The sequence below is a fragment of the Streptomyces sp. NPDC019890 genome, from assembly GCF_044903445.1.
GTDB lineage: Bacteria > Actinomycetota > Actinomycetes > Streptomycetales > Streptomycetaceae > Streptomyces.
In genome coordinates, this window is record NZ_JBJDQK010000003.1 from 170,224 (window position 1) to 186,439 (window position 16,216).

13 protein-coding genes are annotated in these 16,216 nt (G+C 69.5%); 4 read left to right on the top strand and 9 right to left on the bottom strand.

All coding sequences use genetic code 11. The features are described from left to right. Positions 1-29: 29 nt before the first annotated feature. The gene (locus ACI2LP_RS09190; protein ID WP_404723889.1) at positions 30-485 is read left to right on the top strand and encodes an SRPBCC family protein; all 456 of its coding nucleotides are present in this window, start codon (positions 30-32) and stop codon (positions 483-485) included. Next, positions 482-832, top strand: coding sequence for an ArsR/SmtB family transcription factor (locus tag ACI2LP_RS09195; RefSeq protein WP_404723890.1), 351 nt, complete (start codon positions 482-484; stop codon positions 830-832). The genes ACI2LP_RS09190 and ACI2LP_RS09195 overlap by 4 nt, the downstream gene beginning before the upstream one ends. A gap of 37 nt (positions 833-869) precedes the next feature. Here ACI2LP_RS09195 and ACI2LP_RS09200 read toward each other — a convergent pair whose 3' ends face one another. From ACI2LP_RS09200 to ACI2LP_RS09210, 3 genes are all read right to left on the bottom strand, one after another. Next, entirely contained in the window at positions 870-1,109 is a 240-nt protein-coding gene (locus tag ACI2LP_RS09200) for a hypothetical protein (RefSeq protein WP_404723891.1), read from the bottom strand. Between the two features lie 109 nt (positions 1,110-1,218). Beyond that, the gene (gene pruA, locus ACI2LP_RS09205) at positions 1,219-2,850 is read right to left on the bottom strand and encodes an L-glutamate gamma-semialdehyde dehydrogenase (protein WP_404723892.1); all 1,632 of its coding nucleotides are present in this window, start codon (positions 2,848-2,850) and stop codon (positions 1,219-1,221) included. 32 nt (positions 2,851-2,882) lie between these two features. Further along, a complete protein-coding gene (locus tag ACI2LP_RS09210) occupies positions 2,883-3,809 on the bottom strand; it encodes a proline dehydrogenase family protein (protein ID WP_404723893.1) in 927 nt (308 codons plus the stop codon). Positions 3,810-3,983: 174 nt separating this feature from the next. Between ACI2LP_RS09210 and ACI2LP_RS09215 the strand changes: the two genes are divergently transcribed. Beyond that, the gene (locus ACI2LP_RS09215) at positions 3,984-5,327 is read left to right on the top strand and encodes a PucR family transcriptional regulator (RefSeq protein WP_404723894.1); all 1,344 of its coding nucleotides are present in this window, start codon (positions 3,984-3,986) and stop codon (positions 5,325-5,327) included. 38 nt (positions 5,328-5,365) lie between these two features. Here ACI2LP_RS09215 and ACI2LP_RS09220 read toward each other — a convergent pair whose 3' ends face one another. Next, complete coding sequence (locus ACI2LP_RS09220; protein ID WP_404723895.1) at positions 5,366-5,941, bottom strand: TetR/AcrR family transcriptional regulator; 576 nt, start codon at positions 5,939-5,941, stop codon at positions 5,366-5,368. Positions 5,942-6,037: 96 nt separating this feature from the next. On the opposite strand from ACI2LP_RS09220, the gene ACI2LP_RS09225 reads away from it, so the two are divergent. Beyond that, positions 6,038-7,603, top strand: coding sequence for an MFS transporter (locus tag ACI2LP_RS09225; protein ID WP_404723896.1), 1,566 nt, complete (start codon positions 6,038-6,040; stop codon positions 7,601-7,603). Between the two features lie 63 nt (positions 7,604-7,666). Here ACI2LP_RS09225 and serA read toward each other — a convergent pair whose 3' ends face one another. The 5 genes from serA to ACI2LP_RS09250 form a co-directional block, all read right to left on the bottom strand. After that, the gene (gene serA, locus ACI2LP_RS09230; RefSeq protein ID WP_360877715.1) at positions 7,667-9,259 is read right to left on the bottom strand and encodes a phosphoglycerate dehydrogenase; all 1,593 of its coding nucleotides are present in this window, start codon (positions 9,257-9,259) and stop codon (positions 7,667-7,669) included. A gap of 259 nt (positions 9,260-9,518) precedes the next feature. Continuing rightward, a complete protein-coding gene (ilvC, locus tag ACI2LP_RS09235) occupies positions 9,519-10,520 on the bottom strand; it encodes a ketol-acid reductoisomerase (protein ID WP_360877718.1) in 1,002 nt (333 codons plus the stop codon). Positions 10,521-10,628: 108 nt separating this feature from the next. Continuing rightward, positions 10,629-11,153, bottom strand: a complete 525-nt coding sequence (gene ilvN / locus ACI2LP_RS09240) for an acetolactate synthase small subunit (protein ID WP_005311534.1) — start codon at positions 11,151-11,153, stop codon at positions 10,629-10,631. Between the two features lie 27 nt (positions 11,154-11,180). Next, a complete protein-coding gene (locus ACI2LP_RS09245; RefSeq protein WP_404723897.1) occupies positions 11,181-13,040 on the bottom strand; it encodes an acetolactate synthase large subunit in 1,860 nt (619 codons plus the stop codon). A gap of 203 nt (positions 13,041-13,243) precedes the next feature. Next, positions 13,244-16,054, bottom strand: coding sequence for a putative bifunctional diguanylate cyclase/phosphodiesterase (locus ACI2LP_RS09250; RefSeq protein ID WP_404723898.1), 2,811 nt, complete (start codon positions 16,052-16,054; stop codon positions 13,244-13,246). Positions 16,055-16,216: the final 162 nt, after the last annotated feature.

Consider the following 16,216-nt stretch of genomic DNA (forward strand, 5'->3'; position numbering starts at 1 on the left):
CGTCCTCGTCGAACAGGAGGCTCACCCTCATGAGCAAGGACCGCATCGAACGTGAAATCACCATCGCCGCGCCCGTGGAGCGCGTCTGGGCGGTGCTCACCGAGCCGGAGCACGTCGGCTCCTGGTTCGGGCAGGGCAAGCCGACGCCGGTCGACCTGCGCCCGGGCGGGACCATGGAGCTGGATCACGGGCAGTACGGCCAGTTCCCCACCACGATCGTGAAGGTCGACCCGCCGCATCACTTCTCATACCGCTGGGCGAGCGCCTTCCCCGGGGAGCAGGCGGTCGAGGGAAATTCCACCCTGGTGGAGTTCACCCTCACCCCGGACGGCGACGGCACGCACCTGCGGGTGGTGGAGACCGGCTTCGCCGCACTGGCCATCCCCGAGGACAGGATCGACACCGCCGGGTACGACAGCCACTCGGCGGGCTGGACCGAGGTTGTCGGCAACTTCCAGAAGTACGCGGAGCAGCTCGCGGCATGACGGCGGACGCAGACCAGGAGGCCGTGACGGAGGTCCTGTCCGCGCTCGCGGACCCGACCCGCCGCCGGCTGCTCGACGCCCTCGCCGCGCACGGCGAGGCGACAGCCACGGTCCTGGCCACGGAGCTGCCGGTCAGCCGGCAGGCAATCGTCAAGCACCTCGCGGTTCTCACCCGGGCCGGCCTTGTGGCCGGTCGCCGGGAGGGCCGCGAGGCGCGCTACAGGGTGCTGCCCGCGCGACTCGGCGTCACCGCGCGGTGGATGGAACGGGTCGCGTCGGAGTGGGACACCAGGCTCGCGGCGATCAAGAGCCTCGCCGAGGCCGGCCCTGACGACAGCGACACCTAAGCCTTTCCGGGCAAGGGGCCGGATCTGCGGGCAGGGATTACGCCGACACCCTCTGGTGCAGCTCTCGCGCCACCCGCGCAATCCACTCGCCGAACTCCTGGCGGTGCTGCACCTGCCCCCCGCACAACGCGCTGACCTGCGCATCGGTGAGCCGATTCGGCCCGTCCACCGTCAGCAGTTCGCTCATCTCCCGCAGGACGCCCGCCAGCCGGACGGCGTCGCTGTGCTCGATCGCGTCGGCCCCGTGCCCGCCGCCGATCGTCGTGGAACCAGGCATCACGATCTCCCTTCGGCATCCCTCTTTGCAGCGTAGACCCGCCGAATGGAGTCCGCCCCCGTCCGGCTTGGGGGCCGGACGGGGGCGGAGCCTGTGGGGGGCCGAAGCGTCAGCCCATGTGCGGGTAGGAGTAGTCCGTCGGCGGAACCAGCGTCTCCTTGATCGCGCGGGTCAGCGTCCAGCGCATCAGGTTCTGCGGGGCGCCCGCCTTGTCGTTCGTGCCGGAGGCGCGGCCGCCGCCGAAGGGCTGCTGGCCGACCACCGCGCCGGTCGACTTGTCGTTGATGTAGAAGTTGCCCGCGGCGTACCGCAGCTTCTCCATCGTGTACGCCGCCGCCGCACGGTCGTTCGCGACGACCGCGCCGGTCAGGGCGTACGCCGACGCCGACTCCATCTGCTCCAGCATGGCGTCGTACTGATCGTCCTCGTAGACGTGGATCGCGAGGAACGGGCCGAAGTACTCGGTCGTGAAGACCTCGTTCGAAGGGTCCGAGCACTCGACGACGGTCGGGCGGACGAAGTAGCCGACCGAGTCGTCGTAGCTTCCGCCCGCGACGATCGTGCAGGTCGGGTCCTGCTTCGCACGGTCGATCGCGGCCTTGTTCTTGGCGAAGGCGCGCTCGTCGATCACGGCGCCGATGAAGTTCGACAGGTCCGTGACGTCACCCATCTTGATCCCGTCGACCTCGGCCGCGAACTCCTCCTTGAAGCCGGAGTTCCAGATCGAGGCGGGAACGTACGCACGCGAGGACGCCGAACACTTCTGGCCCTGGAACTCGAAGGAGCCGCGGGTCAGCGCGGTCTTCAGCACGGCGCGGTCGGCGCTCGGGTGGGCGACGACGAAGTCCTTGCCGCCCGTCTCCCCGACGATGCGCGGGTAGGAGCGGTACTTCTCGATGTTGTTGCCGACCGTCTTCCACAGGTGCTGGAAGGTCTTGGTCGAGCCGGTGAAGTGGATGCCGGCCAGGTCGGGGTGGTTCAGCGCCACCTCGGAGACGGCGATGCCGTCGCCCGTCACCAGGTTGATGACGCCCTTGGGCAGACCGGCCTCCTCCAGGAGCTGCATCAGCAGCACGGCGGCGTGGGTCTGCGTCGGGGACGGCTTCCACACGACGACATTGCCCATCAGAGCGGGAGCGGTCGGCAGGTTGCCGGCGATCGCGGTGAAGTTGAACGGCGTGATCGCGTAGACGAAGCCCTCGAGCGGGCGGTGGTCCAGACGGTTCCACACGCCGGGCGAGTTGGCGACCGGCTGCTCGGCGAGCAGGTCGCGGGCGTACTTGACGTTGAAGCGCCAGAAGTCGACGAGTTCGCAGGGGGTGTCGATCTCGGCCTGCTGCACGGTCTTCGACTGGCCGAGCATGGTGGAGGCGGCGAGCGTCTCGCGCCACGGGCCGGCCAGCAGTTCGGCCGCGCGCAGGATGATCGCGGCGCGGTCGTCGAAGGACATCGCGCGCCACGCGGGCGCGGCGGCCAGCGCGGCGTCGATCGCGTCCTGCGCGTCCTGCCGGGTCGCGCCGGCGAAGGTGCCGATCACGGCCTTGTGGTTGTGCGGCTGTACGACGTCGACACGCTCGCCGCCGCCCATCCGCTTCACACCGCCGATCGTCATCGGCAGCTCGATCGGGTTCTCGGCCAGCTCCTTGAGCTTGGCCTCCAGTCGGGCGCGCTCGGGCGAACCGGGGGCGTAGCCGTGCACCGGCTCGTTGACCGGGGCGGGGACCTGGGTCACAGCGTCCATGAGTTCCGTAACTCCTTTGTGAGGGGTGGGGCTCAGCCCTTGGTGATCATCGACCGGACGAAGAACAGCAGGTTCGCGGGCTTCTCGGCGAGACGGCGCATGAAGTAGCCGTACCAGTCGGTGCCGTAAGCGGTGTAGACGCGCATACGGTGCCCCTCGGCCGCGAGCCGGACATGCTCGTCGCCGCGGATCCCGTACAGCATCTGGAACTCGTACTCGTCCAGTTTGCGCCCGGCGCGGCGGGCAAGCTCCTGAGTGATGGAGATGAGGCGCGGGTCGTGGGACCCGATCATCGGGTAGCCGTCGCCGTCCATCAGGATCTTCAGGATGCGGACGTACGCCTTGTCGATCTCCGCCTTGTCCTGGTACGCGACCGTGGCGGGCTCCTTGTACGCGCCCTTCACGATGCGTACGCGGCTGCCGGCCGCGGCGAGGCGGCGTGCGTCGTCCTCGGTGCGGAACAGATAGGCCTGGATCACACAGCCTGTCTGCGGGAAATCCTGCCGCAGCTCCTCGTGGATGGCGAACATCGAGTCGAGGGTGGTGTGGTCCTCCGCGTCGAGGGTGACCGTGGTGCCGATGGCGGCGGCCGCCTCGACGACGGGGCGGACATTGGCGAGGGCCAGTTCGTGGCCGTCGTCCAGGGCTTGGCCGAACATCGACAGCTTGACGGACATCTCGGCCTTGGTACCCAGGTCCAGGTCCTTGAGATGGTCGATCAGCTGAAGGTAGGCGTCGCGCGCGGCGCAAGCCTGATCGCGCGTGGTGATGTCCTCGCCCACCACGTCCAGGGTGACCTCAAGGCCCTTTCCCACGGTCTCCTCGACGATCGGGATGACCTGCTCGACCGTCTCACCGGCGATGAACCGGGCGACGACCTGCTTGGTCCCCGGGGCTGCCGAGACGAAGCGGCGCATCTTGTCGCTGCGCGACGCGGCGAGGATCACGGGACCCAGCACGGGCACCTCCACGGAAACAGGGGTTGAGTGAGACCGGACCCGAACGAATCGGGAACAGCACGAAGAACCACCGTGAAACCTAAGGATCGCTTTGATCCTGGGCCATCGACAGCTGTCACGCATCCGTGGCCCGGATCTCAGACATATGTCTGAAGAGGGTGCGAGAATGTCCGGATGAAGGGCGATTACCAGGAACTGGTCGACGAAATCTCCGCGCTGCTTGCCGTCCCCGCGACGCTGGAGAACCGGGACTTCGGCCTGATCGCCTTCGCGCACGACAGCGGCAGCGAATTCGACGAAACCACTCTGGACCCGGTCAGGACGCGTTCGATCCTGACCCGGAAGTCCACGCCCGCGGTGCGCGCCTGGTTCGAGGGCTTCGGCATCGCGCGCGCGACCGGCCCGGTCCGCATCCCGGCGGCCCCGGACGCGGGGGTCTACCGGGACCGGATCTGTCTTCCCGTACGCCACCGGGGCATCGTGCTCGGTTACGTATGGCTGCTCGACGCGACGCCGGGCCCCACGGAGGAACAGCTGGCGGCGGCGATGGAGGTGACGGCGAGGATCGGCACGCTGCTGGCGGACGAGGAGCGGGCGGGGTCGGACCTGTCCCGCGAGTTCCGCGCGGTGCTGACGGCGGAGGGCGGCTGGCAGTACGACATGGCGGTGTCGGCGCTGCGGGCGGCGCTGGGGGGCGCGGAGGCCGACGGCCTGCACGCGGTGGTGTGCGTGACACCGTGGACGGAGGCCGACGCACCGTCGTCCCGCTCCCTGCCGGGTACGGCGGCGCTGTGCACGCTGCGGTGGGATGCGGGCATGCATCCCGTCGCCGGTACGACCGCCGGTGCGGCCTGGGCCGGACAGCCGGGCGGCCGTCCTGGAGCGGCGGCCCGCCGCGGCGCGGCAGGCGAGGTGGAAGGCGCCGGGGCCGACGCCCCCGCAGTCGCGGCGGACCGCCGCAGCGCATCCGCCGTCGCTCTCCCCGCGGACGACGCGCCGGACACCTACGCGCTTGCCGTACTCATCCGGCTCCGGTCGGCCGATGCCCTCTCCCCCGTCCTGACCGCCGCGGACCGGCTCCGCGACTCCGCGGCCGCGGCCGCGGGCCGGGCTGCCGCCGGGGTCGCCGTCCCCCGCCGCGGTCTGGCCGAGCTCAACACCGCCTGGTTGGAGGCGACTTCAGCCGCGCGGACGGCGCAGGCCCAGCCCCGGCTCGGCCCGGTCGCCCAGTGGGCGGACATCGGTCCGTACCGCATGCTGACCGCGCTGCCGACGGACACCGCGCACGACCCCGCCGTACGCGAGCTGCTGGACCTCTCGCATGCCGAACTGGCCCGTACCGCCGAGATGTTCCTCGACTGCGCGGGCCAGGCGAGCCGCACGGCCGCGGCGCTCGGCATCCACCGGCAGACGCTCTACTACCGCCTCTCGCGGGTGGAGCAGCTCACCGGCCTCGATCTCGCCGAGGGCGAGGACAGACTGCTGCTGCACATGGCGCTGAAGGCGGCGCGCCTGTAGCCGCTGCGTCCGGTCAACCCGCGCTCGGGCCCGGCTTGTCAGGCCTGGCTCTCGAGAATCGCCCGCAGCCCGTCCGTGAGGTCCTTCGCCGACGGCGCGGTCTCGGGGTCGACCATCCACTGGATCATCACGCCCGCCACCAGCGCCTGGTAGAAGAGGCCCGCCACCCGGGCCTTCTCCGGATCCGCCTGCGGGTCCAGGCCGAGGAAACCCTCGGCCATACCCGCCCTGCCCTCCTTCTGCGGCCCAAGGATCGCCTGGCGCAACTGCTCGTCCTCGTCCAGCCGCGACACGACCTCCAGTTGGAGCTTCCAGACCGCCCGACTGGCGTCGAACGCGGCGATGACCTGCTCCCAGGTCTTCTCGAAACGCTCGATCGGATCCTTGGGCAACTCGGCCGCTTCCTTGTTGGCCGGGCCGACCGCGTCGCCCCACTCCTCGGTAACCGCCAGGAAGGCCTGGTTGAGCAGGGCCTCCTTGGAGCCGTAGTGGTAGCCGATGGAAGCCAGGTTCGTGCCGGAGGCGGCGACGATGTCGCGCGCGGTCGTGCGGGCGTAGCCCTTTTCCAGCAGGCAGCGCTTGGCGCCTTCGAGCAGATCCTCACGATGTCCCATGTCGGCAGCGTACTCCGCAGACATACAGGCGTCCCATACGAACGTCTTAAACGTCCGTACTAGACAAGCGTTTAAGACGTCCGTACATTGCTCTGCATGACGAACCCCACCGCACGTCGCTCCGGCCGCCGGGAATGGACCGCATTCGTCGTCCTCCTGCTGCCCCTCCTCCTGGTCTCGATGGACGTTTCCGTCCTCTACTTCGCCATCCCCGCCATCAGCCGCGAGCTCGACCCGAGCAGCACCCAGCAGCTGTGGATCTTCGACATCTACGCCTTCACCCTCGCCGGGCTGCTGATCACCATGGGCTCGCTCGGCGACCGCATCGGACGCCGCAAGCTCCTGCTCATCGGGGCAACGGCCTTCGGGATCGCCTCGGTCGGCGCGGCGTACGCGCAGAGCGCCGAAATGCTCATCGCCGCACGGGCGTTGCTCGGCATCGGCGGCGCCACCCTGATGCCGTCCACGATGGCCCTGGTACGCAATATGTTCCAGGACGACAAGCAGCGCAGTCAGGCGATCGGCATCTGGTCGGGAGCCATGGCCGGCGGCATCGCCCTCGGTTCGGTGATGAGCGGCGTCATGCTCAACCACTTCTGGTGGGGCTCGGTGTTCCTGATCAATGTGCCCGCGATGCTGCTTCTGCTGGTCCTGGTGCCGGTGCTGGTACCAGAGTTCAAGGACCCGGCCCCCGGCCGCTTCGACCTGCTGAGCGTGCCGCTGTCGATGGGCGCCGTCCTGCCGGTGGTGTACGGCCTGAAGGAGATCGCGGCCGAGGGCTTCAGCCTCGCCAGGGCACTGTGCATCTCGGCCGGTCTGGCCGTCGGCGCGCTCTTCGTACGCCGCCAGCGGAGCCGTACGGACGCGATGATCAGCCGGGAGCTCTTCCGCGGCCGCGTCTTCGGCTCCGGGATCGCGCTCAACACCATCGCCGCCTTCGCGATAATGGGCTCGGCCTACTTCACCACCCAGTACCTCCAGTCCGTGCTCGGCATGGGCACCATGGAGGGCGCGCTGTGGAGCCTGGCCCCGTCCTTCGCGGTCGGCGCCGCGGCCCCGACCGCCTCCGCGCTCGCCCAGAAAATCGACCGGGCCTATGTCATCGCGGCCGGATTCCTCATCGCCGCCGCGGGGTTCGCCCTGCTCACCCTGACCGGTACGGACTCGCTCTGGCTGCTGCTGGCCGGCGCAGCTGTCATCGGCTGCGGCATCGTCACCGTCATGGCGCTGGTCTCGGACCTGGCGCTGTCCGCCACCCCGATCGAGAAGGCCGGTTCGGCCGCTTCACTGCTGGAGACGGGCCAGGAGTTCGGCGGCGCGCTGGGCATGGCGGTCCTGGGCTCCATCGGTACGGCGGTCTACCGCGCCGACGTGGCCCACTCCGCGCCCGAGGGTGTTCCGGCCGATGCGCTGGACGCCGTCCGCGAGACGCTGGGCGGTGCGACGGTAGTCGCCGGTCAACTGCCGGGAAAGCTCGGCGAGTCGGTGCTGGACGTCGCCCGGGACGCGTTTGTGCACGGCATGCAGCTGGCGTCGGTCGGCGCGGGGGTGCTGCTGGTGGCGGCCGCGGTGCTCGCGGCGACGCTGCTGCGGGGCGCAGGGACCGAGAAGGACAGCAGCACGGAGGAGGAGCCCACACCTGAACCGGTCCTCGTGCACTGACACCCGGCAACGCGAAAGGGCCCGGCTCACCCACAGCGAGCCGGGCCCTTCGCGATGTACGGATCAGTCCGTCAGGTTCACCGAACGGGCCGACGCCGCGCCGATCTCGTCCGCGATCTCGGAGAGCACCTGCGGCGGCACCGTGTCGTCCACGGTCAGCACGACAACCGCCTCGCCGCCCTCCTCCGAGCGCGAGACCTGCATGCCCGCGATGTTCAGTCCGGCCTCGCCGAGGATCCGGCCGACCGTGCCGACGACACCGGGGCGGTCCTCGTAACGCAGCACGACCATGTGGTCGGCGAGCGCCAGGTCGATGTCGTAGTCGCCGATCGCGACGATCTTCTGGAGGTGCTTGGGGCCGGCCAGCGTGCCGGAGACCGCGACCTCCTCGCCGCCCGAGAGCGTGCCGCGGACGGTGACGACATTGCGGTGGTCCGGCGACTCCGAGCTCGTCGTCAGCCGCACCTCGACACCGCGCTCCTGTGCGAACAGCGGAGCGTTGACGTACGAGACGGTCTCGTCGACGACATCCTCGAACACGCCCTTGAGTGCGGACAGTTCGAGCACCTTGACGTCGTGCTGGGTGATCTCGCCGTACACCTCGACATCGAGCCTGACCGCGACCTCGCCCGCCAGCGCGGTGAAGATCCGGCCGAGCTTCTCGGCGAGCGGCAGACCGGGTCGTACGTCCTCGGCGATGACGCCGCCCTGGACGTTGACCGCGTCCGGCACGAGCTCACCGGCGAGCGCGAGACGCACGGAGCGCGCGACGGCGACGCCCGCCTTCTCCTGCGCCTCGTCCGTTGACGCGCCGAGGTGCGGGGTGCAGACGACCTGGTCCAGCTCGAACAGCGGGGAGTCCGTGCACGGCTCCTTCGCGTACACATCGAGGCCCGCGCCCGCGACCCGGCCCTCCTTGAGCGCCGAGAACAGCGCCTCCTCGTCGACGATCCCGCCGCGCGCGGCGTTGACGATGCGGACGGTCGGCTTGACCTTGTGCAGCGCCTCGTCGCCGATGAGGCCGAGGGTCTCGGGGGTCTTCGGCAGATGGACGGTGATGAAGTCGGAGACCTCGAGCAGCTCGTCGAGCGAGAGCAGCTTGACGCCCATCTGCGCGGCGCGCGCAGGCTGTACGTAGGGGTCGTACGCGACGATCTTCATCCCGAAGGCGGACATCCGCTGGGCGACCAGGACGCCGATCCGGCCGAGGCCCACGACGCCGAGGGTCTTCTCGCTCAGCTCGACGCCGGTGTACTTGGAGCGCTTCCACTCGCCGTTCTTCAGGGCGGTGTTGGCCTGCGGGATATTGCGCGCGGTGGCGACGAGCAGACCACAGGCGAGCTCGGCGGCGGTGACGATGTTCGACGTGGGGGCGTTGACGACCATCACGCCGGCCTTGGTGGCGACGGAGACGTCGACGTTGTCCAGACCGACGCCCGCGCGGGCGACGACACGCAGCTTCTTCGCTACAGCGATGGCCTCGGCGTCGACCTTGGTGGCGGAGCGTACGAGGATCGCGTCGACATCGGCGATGGCGGGGAGCAGCTCCGCGCGGTCGGCGCCGTTGCAGTGCCGGATCTCGAAGTCCGGGCCCAGCGCGTCGACGGTGGCGGGCGACAGCTCTTCAGCGATGAGTACGACAGGTTTCGAGCTCACGTGAGTCCTCACTAGTCCAGTGCGGACGGCCGTCCCGACGGCCGCAGGCGGTGGAGGGGGCTAGCCGCGTGGAAGACGCACGACACTGTGGGCCTGACGCGTATGTGTTGAGCAGTGTAGTGGTGCAGTGGGGTGCGTCTTGCGCCTCCAAGGCAGGATCACCCGTCCGTGGCTGGACAGAGTGGAGAAGCGCTGGAGCGCGGCGAAAACAACTGGGCGGGGGGCCGGGACGCTGTTGTCCCCGCCCCCCGCCTGCGGCTTACGCCTCCTCGTTGTCCACCCAGCTCATGAGCTTGCGCAGCTCCTTGCCGGTGGTCTCGAGCAGGTGGTTCTCGTCCTGCGTCTTGTACTCGTTGTACTTCTTCAGACCGCCGTGGTACTCGTCCATCCAGTTCTTGGCGAACGTGCCGTCCTGGATCTCGGTGAGGACCTTCTTCATTTCGGCCTTGGTCTGGTCGGTGATGATGCGGGGGCCGGTGACGTAGTCGCCCCACTCGGCGGTCTCGGAGACCGACCAGCGCATCTTCTCCAGGCCGCCCTCGTACATGAGGTCCACGATCAGCTTCAGCTCGTGGAGGCACTCGAAGTACGCGATCTCCGGCTGGTAGCCGGCCTCGACCAGCGTCTCGAAGCCCGCCTTGACCAGCGCGGACGTACCGCCACAGAGGACGGCCTGCTCGCCGAAGAGGTCGGTCTCGGTCTCCTCGGTGAAGGTCGTCTTGATGACGCCGGCGCGGGTGCCGCCGATGGCCTTCGCGTACGAGAGCGCCAGCGCGAAGGCGCTGCCGGTCGCGTCCTGCTCGACGGCGGCGATCGCCGGGACGCCACGGCCCTCTTCGTACTGGCGGCGGACCAGGTGGCCGGGGCCCTTTGGGGCGACCAGGGCCACGTCGACACCGGCCGGCGCCTTGATGAAGCCGAAGCGGACGTTGAAGCCATGGGCGAAGAACAGCGCGTCGCCGTCCTTGAGGTTGCCCTTGATGGACTCCTCGTAGACCTGGGCCTGGATCGGGTCCGGGATGAGGATCATGATGACGTCGGCCTCGGCCGCGGCCTCGGCGGGGGTCACCACGCGCAGGCCCTGCTCCTCGGCCTTGGCCTTGGACTTGGAGCCCTCGTGCAGACCGACGCGGACGTCGACACCCGAGTCACGGAGCGACAGCGCGTGGGCGTGGCCCTGGCTGCCGTAGCCGATGACCGCGACCTTGCGGTTCTGGATGATGGACAGGTCGGCGTCGTCGTCGTAGAACAGCTCGGCCACTGGGATATCTCCTTGGAGTGCTGGTGTTACGTCCCACCGTACGGCGGGGAGGGACGGGGACGTTTCGGGGTCTCGCCAGGCGGAACGGTCCGCCGGTGCGCGGTCTGCCTAGGCGGAACGGTCCAGGGCCCGCAGGGACCGGTCCGTGATGGACCGGGCGCCGCGCCCTATGGCGATCGTGCCGGACTGGACGAGCTCCTTGATGCCGAACTGCTCCAGCATCTTGAGCATCGCCTCCAGCTTGTCACTCGAACCGGTGGCCTCGATGGTGACCGCCTCGGGCGAGACGTCCACGGTCTTGGCGCGGAACAGCTGGACGATCTCGACGATCTGGGAGCGGGTCTCGTTGTCCGCGCGGACCTTCACCAGCACCAGTTCGCGCTGGATCGCGCCGCCGGGCTCGAGCTCGACGATCTTCAGAACGTTGACCAGCTTGTTGAGCTGCTTGGTCACCTGCTCCAGCGGCAGGTCCTCGACATTGACCACGATCGTGATGCGGGAGATGTCGGGGTGCTCGGTGACACCGACGGCGAGCGAGTCGATGTTGAAGCCGCGACGGGAGAACAGTGCGGCGATCCTGGCGAGGATGCCTGGCGTGTTCTCGACCAGGACGGAGAGCGTGTGCTTGGACATGGTGCGTCGTACCTCTTCCTACTGCTCTCAGTCGTCTTCGTTGTCGCCGAAGTCGGGGCGGACGCCGCGCGCCGCCATGACCTCGTCGTTGGAGGTGCCTGCGGCGACCATCGGCCAGACCTGGGCGTCCTCGTGGACGATGAAGTCGACCACGACCGGGCGGTCGTTGATCGCATTGGCCTCGGCGATGACCTTGTCGAGGTCGTCCGGGGACTCACAGCGGATCGCGTGGCAGCCCATCGCCTCCGACAGCTTCACGAAGTCGGGGACCCGGGTGCCGGCGCTGGGCTCCTTGCCGGACGCATCGGGGCCCGAGTGCAGCACGGTGTTGGAGTAACGCTGGTTGTAGAAGAGGGTCTGCCACTGGCGGACCATCCCCAGCGCGCCGTTGTTGATGATCGCGACCTTGATCGGGATGTTGTTCAGGGCGCAGGTGGTGAGCTCCTGATTGGTCATCTGGAAACAGCCGTCGCCGTCGATCGCCCAGACCGTGTGGTCCGGCTTGCCGGCCTTGGCACCCATCGCGGCCGGGACCGCGTATCCCATCGTTCCCGCGCCGCCGGAGTTCAGCCAGGTCGCGGGCTTCTCGTACTGGATGAAGTGCGCGGCCCACATCTGGTGCTGGCCGACGCCCGCGGCGTAGATGGTGCCCTCCGGGGCGAGCTCGCCGATGCGCTGGATGACCTGCTGCGGCGAGAGGCTGCCGTCGTCCGGCTGGTCGTAGCCGAGCGGGTAGGTCTCGCGCCAGCGGTTGAGGTCCTTCCACCAGGTGCCGTAGTCGCCGGCGTGTCCGTCGCTGTGCTCTGCCTGGACGGCCTGCACCAGGTCGGCGATGACTTCGCGGGCGTCACCGACGATCGGGACGTCCGCGGTGCGGTTCTTGCCGATCTCGGCCGGGTCGATGTCGGCGTGGACGATCTTTGCGTACGGCGCGAAGCTGTCCAGCTTGCCGGTGACACGGTCGTCGAAGCGGGCTCCGAGGGCGACGATCACGTCGGCCTTCTGCAGCGCGGTGACGGCGGTGACCGAACCGTGCATGCCCGGCATTCCCACGTGCAGCGGGTGGCTGTCGGGGAATGCGCCGAGCGCCATCAGGGTGGTGGTGACGGGCGCTCCGGTGAGTTCTGCGAGGACCTTCAGCTCGGCGGTGGCGCCGGCCTTGAGAACGCCGCCGCCGACGTACAGGACGGGGCGCCGGGCCTGGACGATCAGCTTGGCGGCCTCACGGATCTGCTTGGCGTGCGGCTTGGTCACCGGACGGTATCCGGGCAGGTCCTGCTGCGGCGGCCAGCTGAAGGTGGTCTGCGCCTGGAGTGCGTCCTTGGCGATGTCGACCAGGACCGGTCCCGGGCGGCCGGTCGAGGCGATGTGGAAGGCCTCGGCGATGGTGCGCGGGATGTCGTCGGCCTTGGTGACCAGGAAGTTGTGCTTGGTGATCGGCATCGTGATGCCGCAGATGTCCGCCTCCTGGAAGGCGTCGGTGCCGATGGCCTTGGAGGCCACCTGGCCGGTGATCGCGACGAGCGGCACCGAGTCCATGTGCGCGTCGGCGATCGGGGTGACCAGGTTGGTGGCGCCGGGGCCCGAGGTGGCCATGCAGACGCCGACCTTACCGGTGGCCTGCGCGTAGCCGGTGGCCGCGTGGCCCGCGCCCTGCTCGTGGCGGACCAGGACGTGACGGACCTTGGTGGAGTCCATCATCGGGTCGTACGCGGGGAGGATGGCACCGCCGGGGATGCCGAAGACCGTGTCGGCCCCTACTTCCTCGAGAGAACGGATGAGGGACTGCGCGCCCGTGACGTGCTCAACTGCAGCGGTCTGGTGTCCGCCGGTACGGGCCCGCGGCTGCGGATGGTGGGCCCCGGTGGCCTGCTCGGTCATCGGCATTCTCTTCTCGAAGCTGAGGGTTTTTGCGAGGGTTTGGGGTGTGCCAGTGCAACAAAAAACCCCTCGTGCCGTGAGGCAAGCGAGGGGAGCGCGTCGGGAGGTGTCCGCAGGGTTTTAGGGGACCCTGCTCAGCCGACGCGCTTTCCAAGTACGAGAATTCGGGTGCGCATGGCACTGACCCTCCCCCCGGCGCGCCATGACTGTCAAGTGGGTGGGACACGCGTCTCATTATTTGAGCCATTGCGTGCGGTGAATGCGCCACCCGTCAGGACGGGCAGGGCGATCCCGCCAGGCACCGGGAAGTCCTCGCGAACCAGCGAGCGGCGCAGTCGGTACTCGTCCAGCGGCCCCGAGAAGGCCATGCCCTGGCCGTGCGTGCACCCCATGGCGCGCAGGGCGATCACCTGCTCGGGCACGTCGACCCCGTCCGCCACGGACTGCATGCCGAGGTCGCAGGCGATACGGAGCAGCCCGCTTGTGATCTTGTGCAGCCGGGCCGACTCGACGACGCCCTCGACCAGACCTCTGTCCAGTTTCAGTACGTCCACGGGGAGCCTGCGCAGTGCGTTGATGGCGGCGTATCCGCTGCCGAAGCCGTCCAGGGCGATCCGCACGCCGAGTCTGCGCAGCGAGGCGAGACGCTGCTCCAGATCGTCGAAGGAGATCCGCGGATCGCTGTCGGCGAGCTCGATGATCAGCGCTCCGGACGGTAGTCCGTGCCGGGTGAGGAGGGCCTCGACGGAGCCGAGGGGCAGGGACTTGTCCAGCAGCCTGCGGGCCGACATCCGGACCGAGACAGGCACCAGATGGCCCAGTCTGCCGCGCTCGGCGGCCTGCTCCACGGCCTCCTCGAGCAGCCAGTGGCCGATCTCGGCGCTGCGGTCGCCGTCGTCGGCGACCCGCAGGAATTCGGCCGGGGTGAACAGGATGCCCTGGGCGGAGCGCCAGCGGGCCTGGGCGGCGACGGCGGCGATACGGCCGGTGGCGAGGTTCACGACGGGCTGATGGAGCAGCGCGAATTCGCCCTCGTGCAGGGCGCTGCGCAGGCGCGCGGCCAGCTCGGAGCGGCGGACCACCTCATCCTGCATCTGTGGCGCGTACAGCTCGACCCGGTCCTTGCCCGCCGCCTTGGCGCGGTACATGGCGAGGTCGGCGTTGCGCATGAGGTTGGTGGGCGTGATGGCGGGCTCGGCGAAAGCCACCCCGATGGAGGCCGCCACCCGCACTTCGTTGCCGTCGATGCGGTACGGCTGGGAGAGGGTGAGGCGCAGCCGGTCGGCGATCTCCTGGACCTGGTACTCGCGGGCGGTCCGGTCCCGGCCGCCGTCGCCGACGATCAGGGCCGCGAACTCGTCCCCGCCGAGCCGGGCGGCGGTGTCCCCGGTCCGTACCGAGTCCTGGAGGCGGCGCGCCGCCTGGATCAGCAGCTCGTCGCCGGCCTGGTGGCCCAGGCGGTCATTGACCCCCTTGAAGCCGTCGAGGTCGATGAAGAGGACCGCGGTGCCGGAGTCACCCGCGCGGCGCCCGGTGAGGGCCTGGCGGACGCGCTCGGTGAACAGGGCGCGGTTGGGCAGGTCGGTGAGCGGGTCGTGCTCGGCGTTGTGCTGAAGCTGGGCCTGGAGCCGGACCCGTTCGGTGACGTCGCGGCTGTTGAAGATCAGTCCGCCCTGGTGACGGTTGACCGTGGACTCCACATTCAGCCATTCGCCGCTGCCCGACTTGAAGCGGCACTCGATCCGGGTGGTGGGCTCCTCCGCCGGAGGAGCGGCCAGAAACCGGCGCACCTCGTGGACCACCCGGCCCAGGTCCTCGGGGTGGATGATCGAGGCCAGCTCGGAGCCGATCAGCTCCTCGGCATCCCGGCCGTACACACCGGCGGCGGCGGGGCTGACATAGCGCAGTATCCCGCTCGGGGCGGCGATCATGATGACGTCGCTCGACCCCTGCACCAGCGAGCGGAAGTGGTTCTCCTTCTGCGCCAGTTCATGGGTGAGGGCGATGTTGTCGAGGAGCATGATGCCCTGCCGGACCACCAGGGCGAGGACGACCGTGCAGCCCGTGAGGACGACGACCCGGTCCACCCGGCGGCCCTCGATGACGTTGTGCAGGATGCCGAGGGTGCAGACGGCGGCGGCGAGATACGGCGTGAGGGCGGCCAGCGAGCCTGCGACGGGGCGGCTGAGGTGGCGAGGTCCGCGCGGGTGCCGCGTCGCCTCGGCCGTGCGGCGTGCGCCCCAGGGGGCGTACGCGAGCAGCAGCGAACCGGCGAACCAGCCTGCGTCGAGGAGCTGGCCCGAGCGGTAGTTCTCACGCAGCAGCGGCGAGGTGAACAGCGCGTCGCACAGCACGGTCAGGGCGAGGGCGGCGATGGCCGTGTTGACGGCGGAGCGGTTGGTGGCGGAGCGGCGGAAGTGCAGCGCGAGCAGCATGCTGACCAGCACGATGTCGAGCAGCGGATAGGCGAGGGAGAGTGCGGCGGGAGCCACGCTCTCGCCCTGCACCTGCGCGCTGTGGGCGAGCGCGAGGCTCCAGGAGAGCGTGAGCAGCGAGCCGCCGATCAGCCAGGCGTCCAGCGCGAGGCAGACCCAACCCGCCCTGGTGACCGGACGCTTGGCGAGAACGAGCAGGCCGACGATGGCGGGCGGCGCGAAGCAGAGGAAGAACAGGTCGGCGATGCAGGGGCTCGGTACCTCACGGTCCAGCACCACCTCGTACCAGCCCCACACCGCGTTGCCCGCCGCGGCCATCGCGGAGGAGACCGCGAACAGCAGCCAGGCGAGCCGAAAGCGGCTCTGACTCGCGCGGGCGTAGAGGAAGCAGGAGACGGCCGCGATCAGGGCGGCGGCGCTGAGGCCGAAGTCGCCCATGACCAATGCGACTTCGTGCGAGCCCCAGCCGAAGGCGGAGCCGATGCCGTAACCGCCGCAGACGCCGGCCAGGAGGAGCTGGGAGAACGGTCCCGTGCTGCCACCGGGCACGGGCCGCCGGGCCATGATCGCCCCCTGGGCGCTCACCGGGCCGCCCCGGGGAGCACCGCCACCGGTGGGTGAGACATCGGATGGGATCTGCGCTTCGGAGTGTGCGAGGGTCGCCGTCGGTGGCCCCGCCGCGTCGGATTGTTCGTCCATAGGCCGTACATCGCCCGTCGCCCCCCTCGAAGTCTGATCGGCAGTCAG

Excerpts from the sequence above, each read along its gene's own strand:
- ACI2LP_RS09225 (WP_404723896.1), top strand. The coding sequence starts at position 6,038 with ATGACGAACCCCACCGCACGTCGCTCCGGCCGCCGGGAATGGACCGCA.
- ACI2LP_RS09200 (WP_404723891.1), bottom strand. The coding sequence starts at position 1,109 with ATGCCTGGTTCCACGACGATCGGCGGCGGGCACGGGGCCGACGCGATC.
- ACI2LP_RS09190 (WP_404723889.1), top strand. The coding sequence starts at position 30 with ATGAGCAAGGACCGCATCGAACGTGAAATCACCATCGCCGCGCCCGTG.
- ACI2LP_RS09195 (WP_404723890.1), top strand. The coding sequence starts at position 482 with ATGACGGCGGACGCAGACCAGGAGGCCGTGACGGAGGTCCTGTCCGCG.
- ACI2LP_RS09215 (WP_404723894.1), top strand. The coding sequence starts at position 3,984 with ATGAAGGGCGATTACCAGGAACTGGTCGACGAAATCTCCGCGCTGCTT.
- ACI2LP_RS09245 (WP_404723897.1), bottom strand. The coding sequence starts at position 13,040 with ATGCCGATGACCGAGCAGGCCACCGGGGCCCACCATCCGCAGCCGCGG.
- ilvN (WP_005311534.1), bottom strand. The coding sequence starts at position 11,153 with ATGTCCAAGCACACGCTCTCCGTCCTGGTCGAGAACACGCCAGGCATC.
- pruA (WP_404723892.1), bottom strand. The coding sequence starts at position 2,850 with ATGGACGCTGTGACCCAGGTCCCCGCCCCGGTCAACGAGCCGGTGCAC.
- ACI2LP_RS09220 (WP_404723895.1), bottom strand. The coding sequence starts at position 5,941 with ATGGGACATCGTGAGGATCTGCTCGAAGGCGCCAAGCGCTGCCTGCTG.